15 protein-coding genes are annotated in these 18,603 nt (G+C 53.6%); 6 read left to right on the forward strand and 9 right to left on the reverse strand.

Annotated elements, in window-relative coordinates:
- Positions 1-42: 42 nt before the first annotated feature.
- Positions 43-2,577, reverse strand: coding sequence for a tetratricopeptide repeat protein (locus RUDLU_RS30315; RefSeq protein ID WP_044129647.1), 2,535 nt, complete (start codon positions 2,575-2,577; stop codon positions 43-45).
- A 203-nt stretch (positions 2,578-2,780) separates the two neighbouring features.
- Between RUDLU_RS30315 and RUDLU_RS0122975 the strand changes: the two genes are divergently transcribed.
- On the forward strand, positions 2,781-3,578 hold the full coding sequence (locus tag RUDLU_RS0122975) for a DNA/RNA non-specific endonuclease (RefSeq protein ID WP_019990790.1): 798 nt from the start codon (positions 2,781-2,783) through the stop codon (positions 3,576-3,578).
- 84 nt (positions 3,579-3,662) lie between these two features.
- On the opposite strand, the gene lysM is transcribed toward RUDLU_RS0122975, so the two are convergent.
- Positions 3,663-4,136 carry a peptidoglycan-binding protein LysM gene (gene lysM / locus RUDLU_RS0122980; protein ID WP_019990791.1) on the reverse strand — a complete coding sequence of 158 codons (474 nt, stop codon included), beginning with the start codon at positions 4,134-4,136 and terminating at the stop codon, positions 3,663-3,665.
- Between the two features lie 211 nt (positions 4,137-4,347).
- Between lysM and RUDLU_RS0122985 the strand changes: the two genes are divergently transcribed.
- Positions 4,348-5,685, forward strand: a complete 1,338-nt coding sequence (locus RUDLU_RS0122985) for an SGNH/GDSL hydrolase family protein (protein ID WP_019990792.1) — start codon at positions 4,348-4,350, stop codon at positions 5,683-5,685.
- A gap of 63 nt (positions 5,686-5,748) precedes the next feature.
- Positions 5,749-6,561, forward strand: coding sequence for an outer membrane beta-barrel protein (locus RUDLU_RS0122990; RefSeq protein ID WP_019990793.1), 813 nt, complete (start codon positions 5,749-5,751; stop codon positions 6,559-6,561).
- 74 nt (positions 6,562-6,635) lie between these two features.
- On the opposite strand, the gene RUDLU_RS0122995 is transcribed toward RUDLU_RS0122990, so the two are convergent.
- Together RUDLU_RS0122995 and RUDLU_RS0123000 are read right to left on the reverse strand one after the other, a co-directional pair.
- On the reverse strand, positions 6,636-7,217 hold the full coding sequence (locus RUDLU_RS0122995; RefSeq protein WP_157580367.1) for a hypothetical protein: 582 nt from the start codon (positions 7,215-7,217) through the stop codon (positions 6,636-6,638).
- Positions 7,218-7,288: 71 nt separating this feature from the next.
- Positions 7,289-7,600, reverse strand: coding sequence for a winged helix-turn-helix transcriptional regulator (locus tag RUDLU_RS0123000; RefSeq protein ID WP_245581705.1), 312 nt, complete (start codon positions 7,598-7,600; stop codon positions 7,289-7,291).
- A gap of 626 nt (positions 7,601-8,226) precedes the next feature.
- Here RUDLU_RS0123000 and miaA point away from each other — a divergent pair.
- On the forward strand, positions 8,227-9,126 hold the full coding sequence (gene miaA, locus RUDLU_RS0123005) for a tRNA (adenosine(37)-N6)-dimethylallyltransferase MiaA (protein ID WP_019990796.1): 900 nt from the start codon (positions 8,227-8,229) through the stop codon (positions 9,124-9,126).
- Between the two features lie 102 nt (positions 9,127-9,228).
- Here miaA and guaA read toward each other — a convergent pair whose 3' ends face one another.
- Positions 9,229-10,761 carry a glutamine-hydrolyzing GMP synthase gene (guaA, locus tag RUDLU_RS0123010; protein ID WP_019990797.1) on the reverse strand — a complete coding sequence of 511 codons (1,533 nt, stop codon included), beginning with the start codon at positions 10,759-10,761 and terminating at the stop codon, positions 9,229-9,231.
- A gap of 138 nt (positions 10,762-10,899) precedes the next feature.
- On the opposite strand from guaA, the gene RUDLU_RS0123015 reads away from it, so the two are divergent.
- Complete coding sequence (locus RUDLU_RS0123015) at positions 10,900-12,402, forward strand: malate:quinone oxidoreductase (RefSeq protein WP_019990798.1); 1,503 nt, start codon at positions 10,900-10,902, stop codon at positions 12,400-12,402.
- A 60-nt stretch (positions 12,403-12,462) separates the two neighbouring features.
- Here RUDLU_RS0123015 and RUDLU_RS0123020 read toward each other — a convergent pair whose 3' ends face one another.
- On the reverse strand, positions 12,463-13,626 hold the full coding sequence (locus tag RUDLU_RS0123020; RefSeq protein WP_044129648.1) for an exo-beta-N-acetylmuramidase NamZ family protein: 1,164 nt from the start codon (positions 13,624-13,626) through the stop codon (positions 12,463-12,465).
- Positions 13,627-13,759: 133 nt separating this feature from the next.
- Positions 13,760-14,824, reverse strand: a complete 1,065-nt coding sequence (locus tag RUDLU_RS28015; protein WP_019990800.1) for an endo-1,4-beta-xylanase — start codon at positions 14,822-14,824, stop codon at positions 13,760-13,762.
- Positions 14,825-14,981: 157 nt separating this feature from the next.
- Between RUDLU_RS28015 and RUDLU_RS0123030 the strand changes: the two genes are divergently transcribed.
- Positions 14,982-16,244 (forward strand): ABC transporter permease, encoded by a 1,263-nt coding sequence (locus RUDLU_RS0123030; RefSeq protein WP_019990801.1) that lies wholly within the window; start codon positions 14,982-14,984, stop codon positions 16,242-16,244.
- Positions 16,245-16,335: 91 nt separating this feature from the next.
- On the opposite strand, the gene RUDLU_RS0123035 is transcribed toward RUDLU_RS0123030, so the two are convergent.
- Positions 16,336-17,196 (reverse strand): TraB/GumN family protein, encoded by an 861-nt coding sequence (locus RUDLU_RS0123035; protein WP_019990802.1) that lies wholly within the window; start codon positions 17,194-17,196, stop codon positions 16,336-16,338.
- A 40-nt stretch (positions 17,197-17,236) separates the two neighbouring features.
- Entirely contained in the window at positions 17,237-18,487 is a 1,251-nt protein-coding gene (locus RUDLU_RS0123040) for an alpha/beta hydrolase family protein (protein ID WP_019990803.1), read from the reverse strand.
- Between the last annotated feature and the right edge of the window lie 116 nt (positions 18,488-18,603).

Here is an 18,603-nt window from a genome sequence, read left to right on the forward strand (position 1 = left end):
CTCCGCTTAGGTCAGCCGGGCGCTGATTTTACCAGACCGGGTTTAATACGAATCAATAATTTGCTGCGGCAGCACTTTAACATCAATACCGGTCGCTTTTTTCAAGGCTGCATGGTTGTTGCGCCCGTCGATATAAGCCGGGTTTACCTCAATCGACTTGTTGTAGTAGTACGAGGCCAGTTCCAGCTTCCGGCGGTCAGCACCGCCTTCGTTTTGGTAAATAACCCCGAGGTTGTTGTAGGCTGGCGCATACGCATTGGCCGCCCGGATCGTCTGCTTGTAGTAATACACAGCCGAGTCGCGGTTCGGAATAATTTTCTGAAACACGTAAGCCATAGAGAAATAAGCCTCACCAAAGCCCGGATAAATCTGCGTAGCTTCTTTCAGGTGATCGAGGGCCCACCGGCCGTGCTTGTTGGCTGCGGCCACATTGGTATCAATGAGCACCTGCGCTTTTTTTACCATGTCAGCCCTCTTTTGGTTGTCTGTCAGTTTAACCACAGCTGCATTGGTCGCGTTGGCAATCGAATCGGCTTTAGCCCGGTCTTTCAGCCCTTTTTCAATCCATTCGTTGGCCACGTGCCGTTGTACCTGACAGCTACTTGGCGAGTAGGGCAAGGCAGAGTTAAACAGCACGAAGTTGTTTTTCCAGTCTTCGTTGCGCGTTACGGTCTTGAACGAATACAGCCCCAGCACCACTGTCAGCAAGGCAATCAGCGGAGCGTACTGAGCCAGTACCGGGCGAGGGGTAGAGGCTCCCGACGCGTCGGATTGGGTAGCTGCTAAGGCCGGTATTTTCGCAAAAAGCTGTTGCAGGCCCCAAACCACAACGATAGCGAAGCCCAACACGGCGGCAAACAGGAAACGTTCGGCCAGGATACCACCCCGCATCCAGATAAAGCCCAGACCCGGCGCCATAGCCACGAAGAACCAGAACAAGGCGAAACCCCAGACCGTCCTGCGGAAGAAACCCTTAATGGTAAGGTAAATCAGGCCGAGCATCAGAATCAGGCCTGTTACTACGAGCATGGTCTGCGTGCCTTTCGATGACGGAATCACGTTGTACGAATAATCATACACGAGCGGGTGCGGCAGAAACAGCAGCTTCAGGTAATACGCAAAGAACTTAAACGTACTCCGTATCTGCGTACCTTCGATAGCGTAAGGGTAGTTGGCCCAGTCGACAGGAGGTTTGCCGCTCAACGTACCAATCATTTGTAACTTTTGGTAGAAGAACAAGGCGGCTACGATCAGGAATGGCCACAAACTCAGCAGTGACCGCCAGATGTTGCGCCGGGCAAAGAAATACTGTGCGGCCGGGATAAAGGCGATACTGACAATAGACGACTCTTTCGAAAGAAATGCGAAGTAAAGAGAGGCACAGGCCAAACCGAGCCAGCTTGTCACGAGGAGGCTACCTGTTGCCGCGCCCAGACCAATCCAGATTGCCTTACCGGTTGTAATCTCGGGAATCCCCCGCGTACTCGCCATAAAGACGGCCCCAATTACGGCGGCAACGGTAGTCAGAGCAACGCCTGTGAGTTTAGCATTGATCTCGGGGTTATTCCACCACAATTCCTGCGTACCAACTTTCTTCGAGTACTGCGCTGACAGCCCCGCCGTTACCAGCAAGCTGCCCAGTACACCCGCTGCGGCAATGCGGAAAATTTCGAGCAGGTTAACACCGGCTTCGATCTGATTGGGAAGGCTCACGCTGTCTTTCCCGATGATACCCCACACCAGTGAACCACCGAGTAAACCACCAATAAGGCTAACCACTGCCCCGGCTGCCAGCCGCGCATCGGGCTTGATCCAGCCCCAGCGATTGGTTTCGAGGTAACGCCAGTGAAACAGTAACATGAGCGAAATAAACAGGAAGCTCAAAATTTCGTCGCGCCCTTTAATATTAGCGACAATCTCGGTATGAACCGGATGGGCTATGAAAATCAGACCAATGAGTAAAGCCGTAATGATTTGCCCCGTGCGGTTGGGCTGTGCGCCCTCAATAGCTAGGCCATCGGTAGTTTGTTTGGCAGGCTGTACAAACCATTTTTGCAGCAGCATACCCAGTACCAAACCGATAATGGCGTACAGAATCGTGTTGATCTGGTGATTCAGACCGGAGTTGCTACCGGCAAATTCGTGTTCAATGGCAAACGTGATCAGCGATAGCGGACGGTAATACCCGAGCGAGATATTGCTGAAGTGCCAGAATTCAGTACGAAGGAGATCGGGAATCCCTTTAAGACCGGCCTTCACGAATAAGTTTTGGCTGATGGCCGCAATATCGTCGAGGGCGTATCCGTGATTGAACGTGTTGACGTAGAGCAAAAAGCCGACAAGGGCCAACACCACCGGGGGCCACCAGGCAACGGGCCGGGTTGGAATCGGCAACGAAACCTCCGGCTCCGATGGAGCGGCCGCTTTGGGGGGCGTAGGCTTCACAAACGTCGATTGAGGGCGTGGAGCCGTTGCTGCGGTACCGCCGACCCGAATTGGCGGGGGCGGAGTAGGGCGGGCGTTCGGCGTTGAGTTAGGGGCAGGTCTTGACGAAGAAGGCTGCTTTTTTTTCGACATGACAAAAGGAAAAAGTACGAGTATTCAGTCTATTGGTATGCAACGAGCGAGTGAAGCATTTCAACGCCCGTTGAGGTAGAGGCACAGTTTAACCCCTGTAAAGTTCAAAAAGGATGCTAAAAAAAGCAATTTGTTACTCAACTCATTTCGGTCTTGTTCTGGCAACGGCATTGCTGTTAAGTCTTAATCAGGGTTGCCGAACCATGATTCCGCAACCCGGCGGATCGACCACCAACAACACACAACCCACCCGCGACGATAATCTGGCCATGGGCAATCCGAGTGGTGCATCGGTGGGTGACCCTAACAATTACCTCATGATCAAGTCGGCTTATACCCTCTCGTACAATCGCCGTCGGGGTATTGCCAACTGGGTAAGCTGGCACCTGAGCACTGCCTGGAAAGGAACCGTTCGCCGAGGCAACGATTTTCGGGCCGATGCCACCCTCCCGCGCGATTGGCCTATCATCCAGACGGCCGATTACACCAACACCGGTTTCGACCGGGGGCATCTTTGTCCTTCCGACGACCGCGACGGATCAGCGGAGGACAACAGTGCTACGTTTTTACTGACCAATATCGTGCCAGAAGCTCCACGACATAACCGCGAAGTGTGGAAAGAGCTTGAAGATTATTGCCGGAATCTGCTCAACGGCAACAATGAACTGTATATCGTGGCTGGTACGAGCGGTACGGGCGGCACCGGGGCAAATGGAGAAGCAAGTAAACTGGCCGATGGTAAGCTGACTGTGCCGGCCTCGCTCTGGAAAGTAATTGTTGTGCTGCCCGTGGGGTCTAATGATCTGCAACGGATCAACAGCAATACCCGGGTGATTGCGGTAAATATTCCGAACCGGCAAACGGCCGCCGATAAGCCCTGGTATGCATACACCCTCAGTATCGATGATCTGGAGCGCCGTACCGGCTACGATTTCCTGTCGAATCTGCCTGCCGAGTTGCAACAAATACTCGAAAGCCGGATTGATGGGGGAGTGAATTAGGTAGAAAAGGAGAAGGAAGGAAAGGGAGAAGGGAGAGCTAATTTCCCTTTTTTCCTTTCCTCCCTTCTTCCTTTCCCTTCCTTTTTACAATTGCGGAATCCGCAGTACCTGATTTGGGTAAATCAGGTCAGGATCTTTGAGCATGGGTTTGTTGGCTTCGAAAATGACGCCGTATTTCATGGGATCACCGTACACCTCTTTCGAGATTTTTGACAGCGAATCGCCCTCTTTAACCGTGTAATAACGTGCTTCTGGGGTTGGGTCGGCAACTTCCAGCTGATTGTCTACCACCTGAACGCCCTCAACGTTACCTACAGCCAACGCAATTTTCTCGGCATCTTCCTGGGTTTTCACTTCCCCTTCCAGAATCACCGTATCGCCTTTGGTTTTAACCGTCAGTTTGTTGTAGGCTAAGCCAAGTTGCTTCACGTGGTTGAGCAGCGCCTGTGCTTTCAGGGGCTCAACTTCAGCTTGTTTGGCGGGCTCGGCGGCTGGCGCTTCGTGCTCTTTGCCGAAGATTTTCTCACCAACGCCTTTAAAAAAATTTAATAGACCCATCGTTTTTATAGATTAATGTGAAACATGAGTTAACGGGGCAAAGAACAGAAATCGCTTTTAAAAGTCAACCCCGTACGCTCATCCGTATCGTTTTATTAACCTTCCGTTAATCTGAATATTTATACAAAATCGATTCTGAAAGCCCAGAAACGGGTACTTTTGCGTTCTTTTACATGAAAGTATAATTTTTCCATTGTTTAATTTACTTAAGATGGTAAATAACAAACAGTTACGATGGGGGCTGGTGCTGGGCACTCTGTTGGGTGTGTCGGCTTGTTCCAACGATATTGACCCAAATGCCGGGTTACCTACCCCAACTCGGGGCGAAGCTGACTTTACGAAGTATGTAGCCGTAGGAAACTCGCTCACGGCTGGCTACCAGGATGGGGGCTTGTACCGTGAGGGGCAGCTGAGCTCATATCCGGCTTTGCTGGCAGGCCAGTTTAAAACGGCAGGAGGGGGCGAGTTTGTACAGCCGTTGTTTGCCGAGGCTCAGGCAAATGGTTCGGGTTATCTGAAGCTGACCAGCCTGACGCCTACTACGGGAATTGTGTTGCCGGGGGCGGCCCGCGGTGGTCAAACTACGGGTGGCCAACTGCTGCTGACTAAGTACAGCGGAGCAAATCAGAACCTGGGCGTACCGGGTATCCGTATGGCCGACATTCAGCGGCCGGGTTACGGAAGTGTACAGGGCAACGCGTTTTTCGAGCGGTTACTGCCCGATAATTCGACCACAACGTATCTGCAATACGTGAGCGATAATCTCAACGGGGCTACGTTTTTTAGCTGCTGGTTGGGTAACAACGACGCCCTGGGGTATGCAACTTCTGGCGGGGTATCGCCCCTGACCGACGAAGCCGTTTTCAATACGAATTACACGGCCATGCTCAACAAACTAACTGAAAACAACCGCAAGGGTATTGTAATCGGGATTCCGCCGGTTTCGGTGGTGCCCTTCTTTACCACGGTAACATTGCCTCAACTGTTGGCGCAGGTGAATGCGGCTGTTCAGCAGCAGGCTCCCGGCACGCCGTCAATCACGGCGCTGGTGATTCAGTCGCCGGCGGCTCCGGGTGGCGTACGCGCTACCAAGTCCGGTGATCTGCTGTTACTACAGCCGTTCATTTCGGGTGAATACAACAAAATCGGATCAACCTCGGCAGGTACAGGTCGCGGACCCTACGGGCTATCGGCTACGAACCCGCTACCCTCGCAGTTTGTGCTCGATGCCGAAGAGGTGACGTTGCTCAATGCCCGCATCGCTGCGTTTAACCAAACTATGAAAACGGGAGCCGAAGCCAAAAATATTGCGTACCTGGACCCCGGCGTGTTGCTGACCCGTGCCCAGCAAGGGATTACCGAAAACGGCGTGACATACAATACCACGTTTGTGCAAGGCGGAATTTTCAGCCTTGATGGGGTTCACCTGACCCCCGCCGGCTACGCGCTGACGGCCAACGACATTATTAATACCATCAACGCGAAATACAAATCAACGATTCCGACCCTGAACGCGAGCCGGTACCGTCGGGTGCTGTTGCAGCCTTAAGTTCAGGCGGAGCTACCCCGATTGGGTATGCCTCCCTGCGAAATCTTTTAGACCTCATTCTTTATGAATACACCTAAAAAACTGCTGGCAGCGGGTCTGTTGCTGGTTTCGACGGCTGCCTGGGCGCAAAACACGGGCGGTTTGTTCAAAGACATACAATATGGTTTGAAAGTGGGCGGAACAGCCACCCACGGCTATACCGTGATACCCGCCTTGCCCACGGCGATAGCCAACGTGCAGGTCCCCGAAATTACCAATAACAACAACGGCATTGGCTACGGCTACACCGCTGGATTGTTTGCTCGGAAAAATATGCGGAAAGGGTATATTCAGGCCGAGGTGACCTACAATATGTTTGTGCTCAAGCAGGTTGCCGATGTCACGCTCGATGTGAATGCCAACCCGTCGTTGGTCAATGCCCTCCCCATCAGCGTGGCCCCTGGGTTGGTTAATGCCACGTTGAATGCTACTTCGGAGTCGACGCTGAAATCGGTCAATGTGCCAATTCTGCTCGGCCGTCGCCTGCTGAACGATAAAGTGCGGGCCTATTTTGGACCAAACTTCATTTTTGTGACCAATGCGCAGGCGATTCGGAATACGAGCGGCCGACTAAACGAAAACAAAACGATTGGATTTCCGCAGCGAGAGATTCCACTCACTACGAGCCAAACGAATCTGCTCAACCGTTTCGAAGCCGCCGATCTGGAAGTGAAAGACGTTACCTATGCGCTTGAGTTCGGCTTAGGGGTGTCGCCCACGCGCCGAATGGACGTAGACCTGCGGTATGCGGTACCGGTTGGGGGCGTTTACAAAAATACCGAAATCAAGGGGTTTCTGGGAATTGCCAGCCTGACAATCGGGTACGCGGCATTTTAGTCTGAATCACGCAATGAGGTCAATGCCGTACAGACGGTGTATTGCCTTTACAGACAAGGAGGTTGGCCCCGGTGTCAGCCTCCTTGTTCTTTTTTGGTATCACTTTTTTCCGGTTCCAACACGTAAACCTGTCCGGCAGGTTTTAGACGATAACGCACCATTTGTACACCTCCGGTCGGGTAGGCATTCGCATCGCCTGAGGCATAGACCGGAAACTTACGGCATAGGATATACGATTCAGTCCATAGGCTATCATGCCCCATATAGCCGGATGTCGCCGGCATAGGCCATTCGGTAGGTAAAATATCGACGCGCCGGTCGGGTAAAAACTGCCAGCCGACCACCCGCCCAAATGACCCTGTACCAGTGCTGCGCAAATAAATATAGATTTCGGGAAACCGATTGCTATCCAGATCCGCCACATCGGCTCCCACCACAATACCGTCGATGGGTAAGCGAAAAGCGGTGAGCAACAGGCTTCCTCGCCGGGCCTGAATGGCTACTTCTGAGCTTGTACCTGTATCCAGCGTGGTTATCTGAAAGTTGTAAATATTGAAAGTCAACTGTTTAGAAAACACAATCGGGCTCTGCTCCGGCAGGGATGGGCGGAGTAGAGACAAGACGACGGTGCATACTAAAACCAGGATGACGGGCATAAAAAAGCGATGACGTACACTCAAGTAACGTCATCGCATATAATTTAGTTGAAGCGAATAACTGAACCGTATCAGTCTTCCATAAAAGGCGCTCCAATCAAGTGCAGGGAATTCAGGTGAGGCAGAATTCCGCGGCCTTTGGTGGTTAACCGATATTCAACACGGGGGGGAACCTCACTAAACGACTCTTTCTCCAGCACCCCAAGTGAAATCAGCGATTTCAGCTCCTGAATGAGTACCTTTTCACTCACGTCGGGCATCATGCGCCGAAGTTCGCCGTAGCGCCGGGTATGTTCACCAAGATTGAGCAGAATAAAAAGTCGCCATTTCCCGCAGATAATATCAAGTGTTCTTCTCAGAACCAGCTGATCCCGTTCAGCCATAGTCACATCACGATTACTGTCTTTCATTTCAATTGGACAATTCACCTAGAAAATCCTTTTTACTAACTTTTTTGTGTGTAAGTTACTGATTTGTAAGGGGTTGTGCGAATAAGCAAATATAAATCCTCATTTGTTATATCAAGCTGTAAAATGCTATTTTAAGTACTTATTTCGCATAAATAGCACTTTAGATAGCAAAACAACTTAACCAAAGAAAGATGTTATATCATTGAATTGCAAACCTCCGAATAAAGTAAATGGTGGCGATTAATTTCGAATTAACGTATATCAGTAGCTACGGAGTCAGTCAAGACAGGTGAACGGGCCGAATCTCCGTATTCCTTTTCAACGGGTGCCGATGGAGCGGTTGCTCCGTTACGTTCATTGGTGGTGGGGTTGCAGCCGTTGAGAAGCGTAACTAATCCGATGAATATCAAATTCTTCATACTTTCTAGACTTGTTTCCTGACCTGCTTCCATAACGGTAGTTGAACCAGAATAGTGCCAGTAATCTATATAGTTTTGGTAGATAATTGTTTCGTTCGTGAGGCAAATTACAGGGAACCGGTACTTAGATGAAAAGGCAAACCGTCCGACCCGTACCTTTGCGGAAAAGGTAAATCATTTGTGAAAAAAACGTTGCTGGTCATTGCCGGACCCACCGCCGTCGGAAAAACAGAGTTGTGTGTTCGCCTGGCCAAAAAATTACAAACCGACGTTGTATCGGCCGACTCCCGGCAGCTATATCGCGAACTGAATATCGGTACGGCCAAACCGACTCGGGCCGAGATGGACGGGGTTACGCATCATTTTATCAATTCACACTCCATACAGGAGGTGGTCAGCGCGGGGCGCTACGAACGTGAGTGCCTGACCCTGCTCAATGGGCTTTTCAACCAACACGATGTAGTGATTCTGACCGGTGGAACGGGCTTATATATCGACGCGCTTTGTTTTGGCCTTGACGATATTCCGCCTATCGATGGCACCATTCGTGACGGGCTCATGGCTCGGGTCGCATCCGAGGGGCTCGAACCTCTGCAGCAGGAGTTGCGTCAACTCGATCCGGTGTACGCAGCCGAGGCTGATTTGCAAAATACACAGCGGGTAGTACGAGCTTTGGAGGTGTGCCTGGGGACCGGGCAGCCGTTTTCGTCGTTCCGGCGGCAGCAGGTGGCCCCGCGCCCGTTCGAGATTATTCTCTGTGCCCTCGACCGACCCCGGGAGGAGTTATACGCTCGCATCGACGCCCGCATGGATGCCATGCTTGCGGCTGGGCTCGTCGACGAGGCACGGAGTCTATTGCCCTACCGAGATCACCTGGCGCTGCGTACGGTGGGGTATCAGGAGGTATTTGGTTATTTCGATGGCGCCTACGACTACGACGAAATGGTGTTTCTGCTCAAACGCAATACCCGGCGCTACGCTAAACGGCAACTGACCTGGTTCAGGCACCGAGCTAATTATGCGTGGTTTAGCCCGAACGACGTCGATAAAATTGCTTCTCTTGTAAGTAGTAGGCAGTAGCAGTGGGCAGTGGCAGTAGGCAGTACTCTTGCCGGTCCGCCGGTGCGGTCAGCTACTGCTTACTGCCACTGCCCAATGCCACTAATTACTGCCTACTACGTATTATTCCCACTCAATGGTAGCGGGTGGTTTGCTCGATATATCGTACACAACCCGGTTAACGCCTTTGACCCGGTTTATAATCTCGTTGGAGATGTCGGCCAGAAACTCGTAGGGGAGATGGGCCCAGTCGGCGGTCATACCGTCCACGCTGGTTACGGCTCGTAAAGCAACAACTCGCTCGTACGTACGCTCGTCGCCCATAACACCCACCGACTGAATCGGGAGCAACATGGCACCGGCTTGCCAAACCTGATCGTATAGGCCGTACCGGCGAAGACCGTCGATAAATAGATAATCGACTTCCTGCAAAATAGCTACTTTCTCGGGGGTGATGTCGCCCAGAATCCGAATCGCCAGACCCGGACCGGGGAATGGGTGACGGCCCAGAATATTTTGTGGCAACCCAAGCGACCGACCCACGGCCCGCACCTCATCCTTAAACAAGGTATTGAGCGGCTCCACGACTTTCAGTTTCATGAAATCGGGCAGACCACCCACGTTGTGGTGCGACTTGATCGTGGCCGAGGGGCCTTTGACCGAAACCGACTCAATTACGTCGGGGTATATGGTGCCCTGACCCAGCCACACGACATCTTCAAGCAAGTGAGCCTCCTGGTCGAAAACGTCGATAAACGTCTTGCCAATGGCTTTCCGCTTCGCTTCGGGGTCGGTAAGACCGGCGAGTGCGGTGTAAAACTGCTCCTTGGCGTCGACCCCTTTAATGTTTAGGCCCAGCGTACGGTAGCTCTCCAGTACGCTCGCAAACTCATCTTTACGGAGCAGCCCGTTGTCGACAAAAATGCAGTACAGGTTTTGCCCGATGGCGCGGTGTACCAACATGGCGGCCACCGACGAGTCGACACCGCCCGAGAGCGCCATCACTACTTTGTCGTTGCCCAGTTTGGCTTTCAAATCGGCCACGGTGCTATCCACAAACGAATCGGCGGTCCAGTCCTGCTTACAGCCACACACATCAACGACAAAGTTGTGCAGTAACTGCTTTCCCTGTAGTGAGTGCGTCACCTCGGGGTGAAACTGAATGCCGTACGTCTCTTCGCCCGTAACCTGAAAAGCAGCCACGCGGACCGTTTCGGTTGAGGCAATGATGTGGAACGAATCGGGGACCTGCGTGATCGTATCGGCGTGCGACATCCAGACCTGCGAGTGCGGGTCGATTCCCTGCATCAGTCGGTTGGTTGTTTCTACGGTGCCCAGTTTAGCCCGGCCGTACTCCCGGATACTGGAGGCTTTTACCTCTCCTCCGCTTGTTTGGGCCAGCAGTTGTGCACCATAACACACACCCAATACCGGGAAGTGCTGCCGGAACCGGCTCAGGTCGACCATCGGGGCGTCGGTATCGCGGACCGAACACGGACTGCCCGACAGGATGATTCCTTTAACGTCGGGCGTGATGGCTGGAATGTTGTTGTAAGGATGGATTTCGCAATAGACATTCAGTTCGCGAACCCGTCGGGCGATGAGTTGGGTGTATTGCGAACCGAAATCCAGAATAAGAATTTGCTCGGTGGCCATGCTTCGGTTTCTAAGGTGCAAAAATAGAGCCTTTTAGAAGAAAAATCACAGCCTATGCTACAAAAGCGGCAGAAGAATGGTTATTGAAGGAATAATCAGGCTACTCAACCGCTTGCGGAAATAAATCAAAATAGGCGAATGGCTGCCCCAAAACAACCAGCTTCAACCCCCGATGTCGTGCTGATCGGGGCGGGTATCATGAGTGCAACGCTCGGTGTGTTGCTCAAGGAGTTGCAACCGAGTATAACCATTGAAATTTACGAACGTCTGGACCGGGCGGCCGCCGAAAGCTCCGATGCCTGGAACAATGCGGGCACCGGGCACTCGGCCTTCTGCGAACTCAACTACACGCCCGAACGCGAAGACGGCACGGTTGAAACAAGTAAGGCGGTAAAGATTGCCGAGTCGTTTGAGGTGTCGAAACAGTTCTGGGCGTACCTGGTCGAACAGGGATTTCTGGAAGATGCCCCCGATTTCATCCGTAGTATTCCGCACATGAGTTTCGTGTGGGGGAAAGACAATGTCGATTATCTGCGTCGGCGATTCGAGGCCTTGCAGCAGTGTCATTTGTTTCATGGTATGGCTTACAGCGAAGATCCCAAAACCATTGCCAACTGGATTCCGCTTGTGATGGAAGGCCGTGACCCGGCCGAACCCGTAGCCGCGACCCGCATGGATATGGGGACCGATGTGAACTTTGGTGCGCTCACCCGCAACATGTTCAAACGGCTCATGCAGCTCGACGGCGTTACCATGCATTTCAACCATGATGTGCGGGAGTTGTGGCGATCCAAAACAATGGGTGGCTGGAAAGTGCGGGTTGAGAATCTCGAAACCGGCCGGGAGCGCGATGTACAGGCTAAGTTTGTATTTATCGGGGCCGGGGGCGGTTCGTTACGGCTTCTCGAAAAATCAGATATTCCGGAGGGGCGCGGCTACGGCGGCTTCCCCGTAAGCGGGCAGTGGCTTAAGTGCACCAATCGCGCCATTATCGAACAGCACGAGGCCAAGGTGTATGGTAAAGCGTCGGTGGGAGCTCCGCCTATGTCGGTGCCGCACCTCGATACCCGCCTGATTGACGGAAAGCGGGAGTTGCTGTTTGGGCCCTACGCTGGCTTCTCGACCAAGTTTCTGAAAAATGGCTCGTACCTGGATTTACCCAAGTCGATTCAAATGGCCAATCTGGCTCCAATGCTCATGGCGGGCTTGCACAATATTCCGTTGACCCGCTACCTGATTCAGCAGGTTATGCAATCGCCCGAAGATCGGCTCTTTGCGCTACGCGAGTATTTTCCGAATGCCCAAATGGAGGACTGGGAACTTGAAGTAGCCGGGCAGCGGGTGCAGGTCATCAAAAAAGACGAAGAAGAAGGGGGCGTGCTGGAGTTCGGAACGGAGATTGTGAGCGCGGCCGACGGCTCGATTGCCGCTTTGCTTGGTGCATCGCCGGGAGCCTCTACCGCCGTCTCGATTATGCTCGACCTGCTCAACCGCTGCTTCCCCGACCGAATTATCCGGGAGGATAACCAGCAAAAAATCAAAGAAATGATACCGAGCTACGGTCGTTCGCTCGCTAAAGACCCCGAACTAACCCGTCAGATCCGCGAACGCACTGGCGAAGTGTTGGGGTTGGAAGAATAGGGAGAAAAGGAGGAAAGGAGAAGGGAGTCAGACTGCTTTCCTCCTTTCCTCCCTTCCTCCTTATTTATACAACAAATACCCCTTTCGTTTGGCTTTATACTGACTTAAGGCGGGCTCCCAGCTTTTGCGGATAGCCGACTCTTTGACACCCGCTATCAGTTGTTTGCGCAATTGATCGGAGCCGTACAGCTTATCAATAAAGTTGCCCTTAAGAAAGAACTTGTCTTTTTCGGGGGCCTTTTCGTAGAAGTCGATCACGTACTTGAGCGTGAACCCCTGCTTACGGGCGTTTACCTGGGTCAGGTCGAGGCCGTAGCAAAGCTGTCCTTCGTTGGGCGGATTCACGGCACCGGGCTTATCGGTAGGAGTAAACTGAAACCGACCGTTTTTAGGGTTTGGTGAGCCAATTACCTGAAACTGCTTGTCGGTGCCCCGCCCAACGCTGACCACGGTTCCTTCGAAAAAGCAAATGGACGGGTACAGTAGAATCGACTGGAGATTGGGCAGATTGGGTGAGGGGGCAATAGGTAACTCGTACGGCGTAGCATGGGTGTAATTTTTAACCGGAATCACGGTGAGGCTCACCTGACGTCCTCCCGCCAGCCATTTTTCGCCATTGATCATACCCGCAAGCTCGCCTACGGTCAGGCCATGTACCACCGGAATGGGGTGCATTCCGACAAACGATTTAAACGCCGGGTCGAGCACGGGGCCATCAACGAGGTGCCCATTGGGGTTGGGGCGGTCGAGTACGATAAACGGCTTACCGGCTTCGGCGGCCGCTTCCATGGCGTAGTGCATGGTGCTGATGTAGGTATAAAACCGCGCACCTACATCCTGAATGTCAAACAGAAGTACGTCGAGTGAGTCGAGCTGCGCGGGGGTAGGCTTGTAGTTTTTGCCGTAGAGCGATACAATGCTGATACCCGTTTTGGCGTCGCGGCTGTTATCTACTTTTTCGCCCGCGCTGGCCTGTCCCCGGAAGCCGTGTTCAGGGGCAAATATCGTTTTGATGGTAAGGCCAAGTGCCTGTAGGCTATCCACGAGGTGGGTGTAGCCGCCGGCCCGTTTGATGACCGACGTGTGGTTGACCACCATACCTACCCGTTTTCCCTTGAGCGACGGTACGTACAGGTTGGTTTGGTCGGCACCCGTCTGAATCTGGGCAAAGGTTGAGCCTGCGAAACAGATGCAGGCCAGCAAGAGTAGGGATAAAAAACGCATAACGAAGTAAATAACGTGGCTTGGCTGGGATATACGCACGCAGCCGGGGCGCAAATATCGGGTGCAAATAGGCGGACACACAAATAACGGTAACTGCCCCTGAGAATTACCCATGCGGTAGCTTTGCGGTTGATTACGGTTTCAAGCCGGTCAGAAAGCCATCATAAGCCGCTTTTTTCTTGAAGTCTTTGTCGAAAGGCAGTGGGAAGTCGTTGCATTGGCAAAAGCTCGGAATCCAGCTATCGGCATCGCTCACGTTCCAGGTGGTTATGCCGTGTTGTTGTGCCGGTGGTACAATCGTCCGGTAGGCTGTGGCAATGGCCTGGTACTTAGCTTTCTGGCGTTGCCAAAGGGCGTCGGTCGGGGAAAAGTTGGCGGTTTTGGCCTGATTCACCCGGACGTCGAGTTCGGAGATATGGACCAGCAGGCCCGTAGCGGCCGTTTGCCGGATCGCGTTCTCGATCTGAGCGTCGGGATGGTCGATGTTCGTATGCATTTGCAGGCCCACGCCATCAATCGGAATGTTGCGTTTGCGGAAATCGGCTACCATTGCCAGTACGGCTGCCAGCTTTTTGGTACTGTACTCCTGCCCATACTCGTTATAAAACAGTTTCACGGCGGGATCGGCCTGCCGGGCGTACACAAAACTGCGGGCAATGTAGCCGGGGCCGAGGTTCTGAAGCCAAAGCGTGGGCCGCAGGGTACCATCGTCCAGAAAGGCTTCATTGACCACATCCCAGGCCGCAATTTTGCCTTTGTACTGTTTCACTACCGTCGTGATATGGTCACGCAACAGGTTTTCCCAGGCCAGCGAATCGCCTTTGAATTGAGTGACCCAATCGGGTACCGACTGATGCCACACAAGCGCGTGGCCGTGCATTCGTTTACCAGTCTGATTGGCAAAATCGACAATCGTGTTTCCTCCGCTCCAGTCGTACCGGTCCTTTTCGGGATGCACCTGCCGCATTTTTAGGTGGTTTTCAGACGTGATACTGCTAAACTCCGTTTCGAGCGTTTGGCGATAAAGGGGTTTGCCCGTCAGCAGACTGGGGTTGATAGCCGCACCAACCGGAAACGAGGCCACCGAGCGTAATGTGGGTGTGGCTGGCGTGGGGTCGGGGCTTGTACCGGGCTGGGCCGAGGGTTGTTGGCACCCAGTAATCAGCAGAAAAGAAAACAGGAGCAGGTTGCGTGTCATGCCCCTAAAAGCGATTTGCGTGTAAAACCTATTGGCGAGAGCTCGCGGCAAATCCGTTACTTTTATGCCGCCAACAACCGAACCGGCTCCGAACGGGTTATTCGGATAGCGGTTGGTATGGGTTGGAAGCCGTTTATCGTTACTCTCTATTTTACCCTTGAACGTTCCGTTTTTTTTGGCCCGTCGTATTCGGCAGGCTCCGATCGAAAGTTTTTCGGCCACCGTCACCAAAGTGGGTATTGCCAGTATCGCTGTTGGGCTGGCCGTCATGATTGTGGCCTTTGCCGTGCTGTTTGGCTTCAAGCAGACCATTCAGGAGAAGATCTTTCTGTTTGGAGCCCACCTTCAGGTGAGTAAGTTTACGGCTAATCAGTCGTACGAAGAGGCCCCTATTTCGACAAATACCCGGTTTTTTCGGGAGGTGCAGTCAAACCCAGGCATAGCGCATGTGCAGGCCGTTGCACTCAAGGCGGGGATTCTCAAAACCCCCGACGAACTGGCGGGTGTTGTGCTAAAAGGGGTAGGCACCGATTACAACTGGCAGCTCATCGAGCAGTCGCTGGTGGCGGGGCGAGTGCCTGCCATCGGTACCGATTCGGCGCGGGTTGCAACCGGACGGGCCGACACAACGGCTGGCTACTCGACCGAGATTTTGCTCAGTCAGTTTCTGGCCGATCAGCTCAAACTGAAAGTGGGCGAATCGGTTATCACCTATTTTCTGGGAGGCAGTCAGCCCCGCCCGCGTAAACTCACGGTGGTGGGTATTTATATGACCGGGCTCGAAGAATTCGATAAGCAGATTGTGCTGGGCGACCTCCGGCTTATTCAGCGGCTCAACAACTGGACGCCCGATATGGTCGGCAGTTTCGAGCTGTTTGTCCGCGACTTCGACCGGCTCGATGCTACCTTCCGGACCGTGTTCGATCAGATTCCGCCCGATTTCCGGCTCTTCAAGGTCACCGATCAGTACGGCCCTCTGTTCGACTGGATGGTGCTGCTCGACCGGAACACACTCGTGTTTCTGATTCTAATCCTGTTTGTGGCCAGTTTCAATATGGTGTCGGTTCTGCTCGTACTGATGATGGAGCGCACCCCCATGATTGGGCTCCTCAAGGCGCTGGGTAGTCAGAATACCTTGCTTCGGCGCATGTTTCTGTACGTGGGGCTCAACATGGTAGGGTGGGGTTTGCTCATTGGTAATGCCGTAGGGCTCGGCTTCTGTTTCGTGCAGGATTACTTCAAGCTCATCCCGCTCGACCCCAAAAATTACTTCATGAGTTTCGTTCCGATTCAGTGGGACTGGGGCGTAATTGGCCTGCTCAATGCGGCAACCCTTGTACTCATTGCCGCTGTGCTCTGGATACCCACGCTGGTAATCAACCGGATTGAGCCGGTGCGGGCGCTGGTGTTCAAAAAGTAGGAGACTGATTGAGGGGCTACAAAAAACAGATGACATCTCTCCAAACGAGATGTCATCTGCGGTGAATTGATCTGAAACAAGCAAATTTCCGTTACCGAATCCCCTTCACGGTATAGCCTTTCTGGCGAAGCAGGTTAATCACGCCCTTATCGCCCCCGAGGTGACCAGCCCCAAACGCAAAGAGCGTTGGTTTGTCTTTTACGGCTTTTTCGATCACTGGAATCCAGTTTTGGTTGCGCTTGTCGAGCAGATCGGCTTCAAAGTCGTCGAGGCCGCCATCGTACTTGCTTTCTTTCATCTGCTTCATCATCGCCGTTAGGTCCTGGCTCTTGTAAGCCGCCAGTAGCTTATCCAGTTCGGCTTTCACCTCGCCCGGTTTGCGGGCCATATCGGCCAGCATGGTCACCTGCTTTTCCATCGGGATCTTGTCGAAAATGGCGAGCTGATCTTCCAGCTTCTCCAGACCGAGAATCTCTTTCTTGTCGTTGCTGGCCATCTGCATGAGCGTCATATCGTATGATGCGGGCTGGCAACCCAAAGCCCCCATGGCCATGAAGGAGTAGATAGCGATGGGTTTCAGGCCGCCCACCTGCGCAAGCCCCATACCCGCGCTGGCTTTCAGGTGGTTGTCGAGCAGCGTGTAATCGTCGGCGGAGAGGTAATCTTTGAGGGTTTTGCCGCCGGTAAGCATCATACTCCGCATCATAGACGATTGCAGGGCGGGGTCGTCCATGTCAATCTCCAGATACAGCTGTTTCGTGTCGGAAACCGCCTTTTTGGTGGCTTCGGTTAGCACCAGATCATTCGGGCAAACGAGGTGAAACGTGCCATAGAGGTACGACGGTTGGGTAAGCCCATTACCCGTAACCTCATACAGCAACGAATTGTCCTGAGCAATGGTGCTTGTGCTGCACAAAATGGCCGCACACAGCGAGAGAAACCCTTTTTTCATGAATAAATGGTCGATAGTCACCCAAAGATAACCACGTTGGCTACTTTACCAACGCATCGGCAAAATTCAGATACTGCCACCAGTCGAACGGTTGTACATCGTGCGGGCCGGTACGCACATGGTAGCGCACACGCTGGCCCACCGTCGTGTTCACGGCGGGGTACTCTACCGGGCCAATGCCCGTTTCTCGGTACAAACCATACACCGGCTCGGTGGCTTTGGCGCTCAGAAACTCCCCGCGCGGGTCCGACCAGCGGTCATCTTCTGCACTGGCCACGTACAGGGGCCGGGGGGCTATCAGACTGAGCAGAATGTGCTGATCGACGGGAAGGGCCGGTACGTTGTCGTTGTAGCTCCGGTACTGCCGCGCAAACCAGTGCGGAAAGGCGTAGTTGAGTCGCCCCACAGTTTCGCCGTAGCTACGCCGGGCGAGTGAGGCTCCGCCCTCACCGGCTTCGTTCGAGATGGCGGCCACAAACCGTTTGTCTTGTGCAGCCGCCCACAGAGCCGCCTTGCCAATGCGCGAGTGCCCCATCGCAATCACCCGTTTGGCGTCGATAGTCGGGTCGGTTTGTAGATAGTCGAGAATACGGCTCATGCCCCACGCCCAGGCCCCAATGGCCCCCCAGTTGTCGGTGCGGGTGGTGTCGCCCAGTACCGATCGGATGCCCGTTTTCCAGCCCGTCGGGTGGTCGGGTTCAATATCGCCGTAGTAGGCGGTCACGATGGCGTACCCACGGGCCACAATCGTGTCGAGTGGCCAGCGCCGGGCCTGCGTTCCCCGGCTTTTTTCGGTAGCCCGGTGGTTATCGGGCGCACTTGCCACCCAGCGGTCAGAGAGGGGCAGGTCGGCTTCGGTGCTGATGCAGTGGTTGCCGCAAAAATTCAGATTCAGAAACGCCGGGGCGGGTTTTCGGGCGTTGTTGGGCACGTAAAGCAGTACGTTGATGGGCGGCAGGGCGGGGTAGTCGGCAAAGTAAATGGCAACTTGCTTGCGGGTGGCCTTGCCGCCGAGAGCATTGGGTACCACCTCGCCGGGCAGGAAGCGCAGCCGCACCGGTCGCATAGGGGTTTGCCCATACACGTGAGCGGCAAACTGATTGAGCCAGTAGCCCCGGCTGGCTTCCCAGGCTTTGGCCGAGGTAATACGCGAGCCGTTGGGGGGCATAAGCGGGTCGGGTAGGGTGTAGGTGCCTACCTTATTCTCGTCGTAATTGGCGACAAAAGCCGGTTGGGCGGCCGTGAGCAGCGGGGCTGTCAGGCTCAGTAAGAGTGAGAAAAAGCGGAACATGGTTTGACAAGGGCTCGTTTGTTACCAAATGCCAAATGGAACCAGGCCTACTTGATACGCCGGGAATACCGCTCGAATCCATCTGCGTTCCATCCATTTCCGTATTTTTGTCCAAA

The organism is Rudanella lutea DSM 19387 (assembly GCF_000383955.1).
Taxonomy (GTDB): domain Bacteria; phylum Bacteroidota; class Bacteroidia; order Cytophagales; family Spirosomataceae; genus Rudanella; species Rudanella lutea.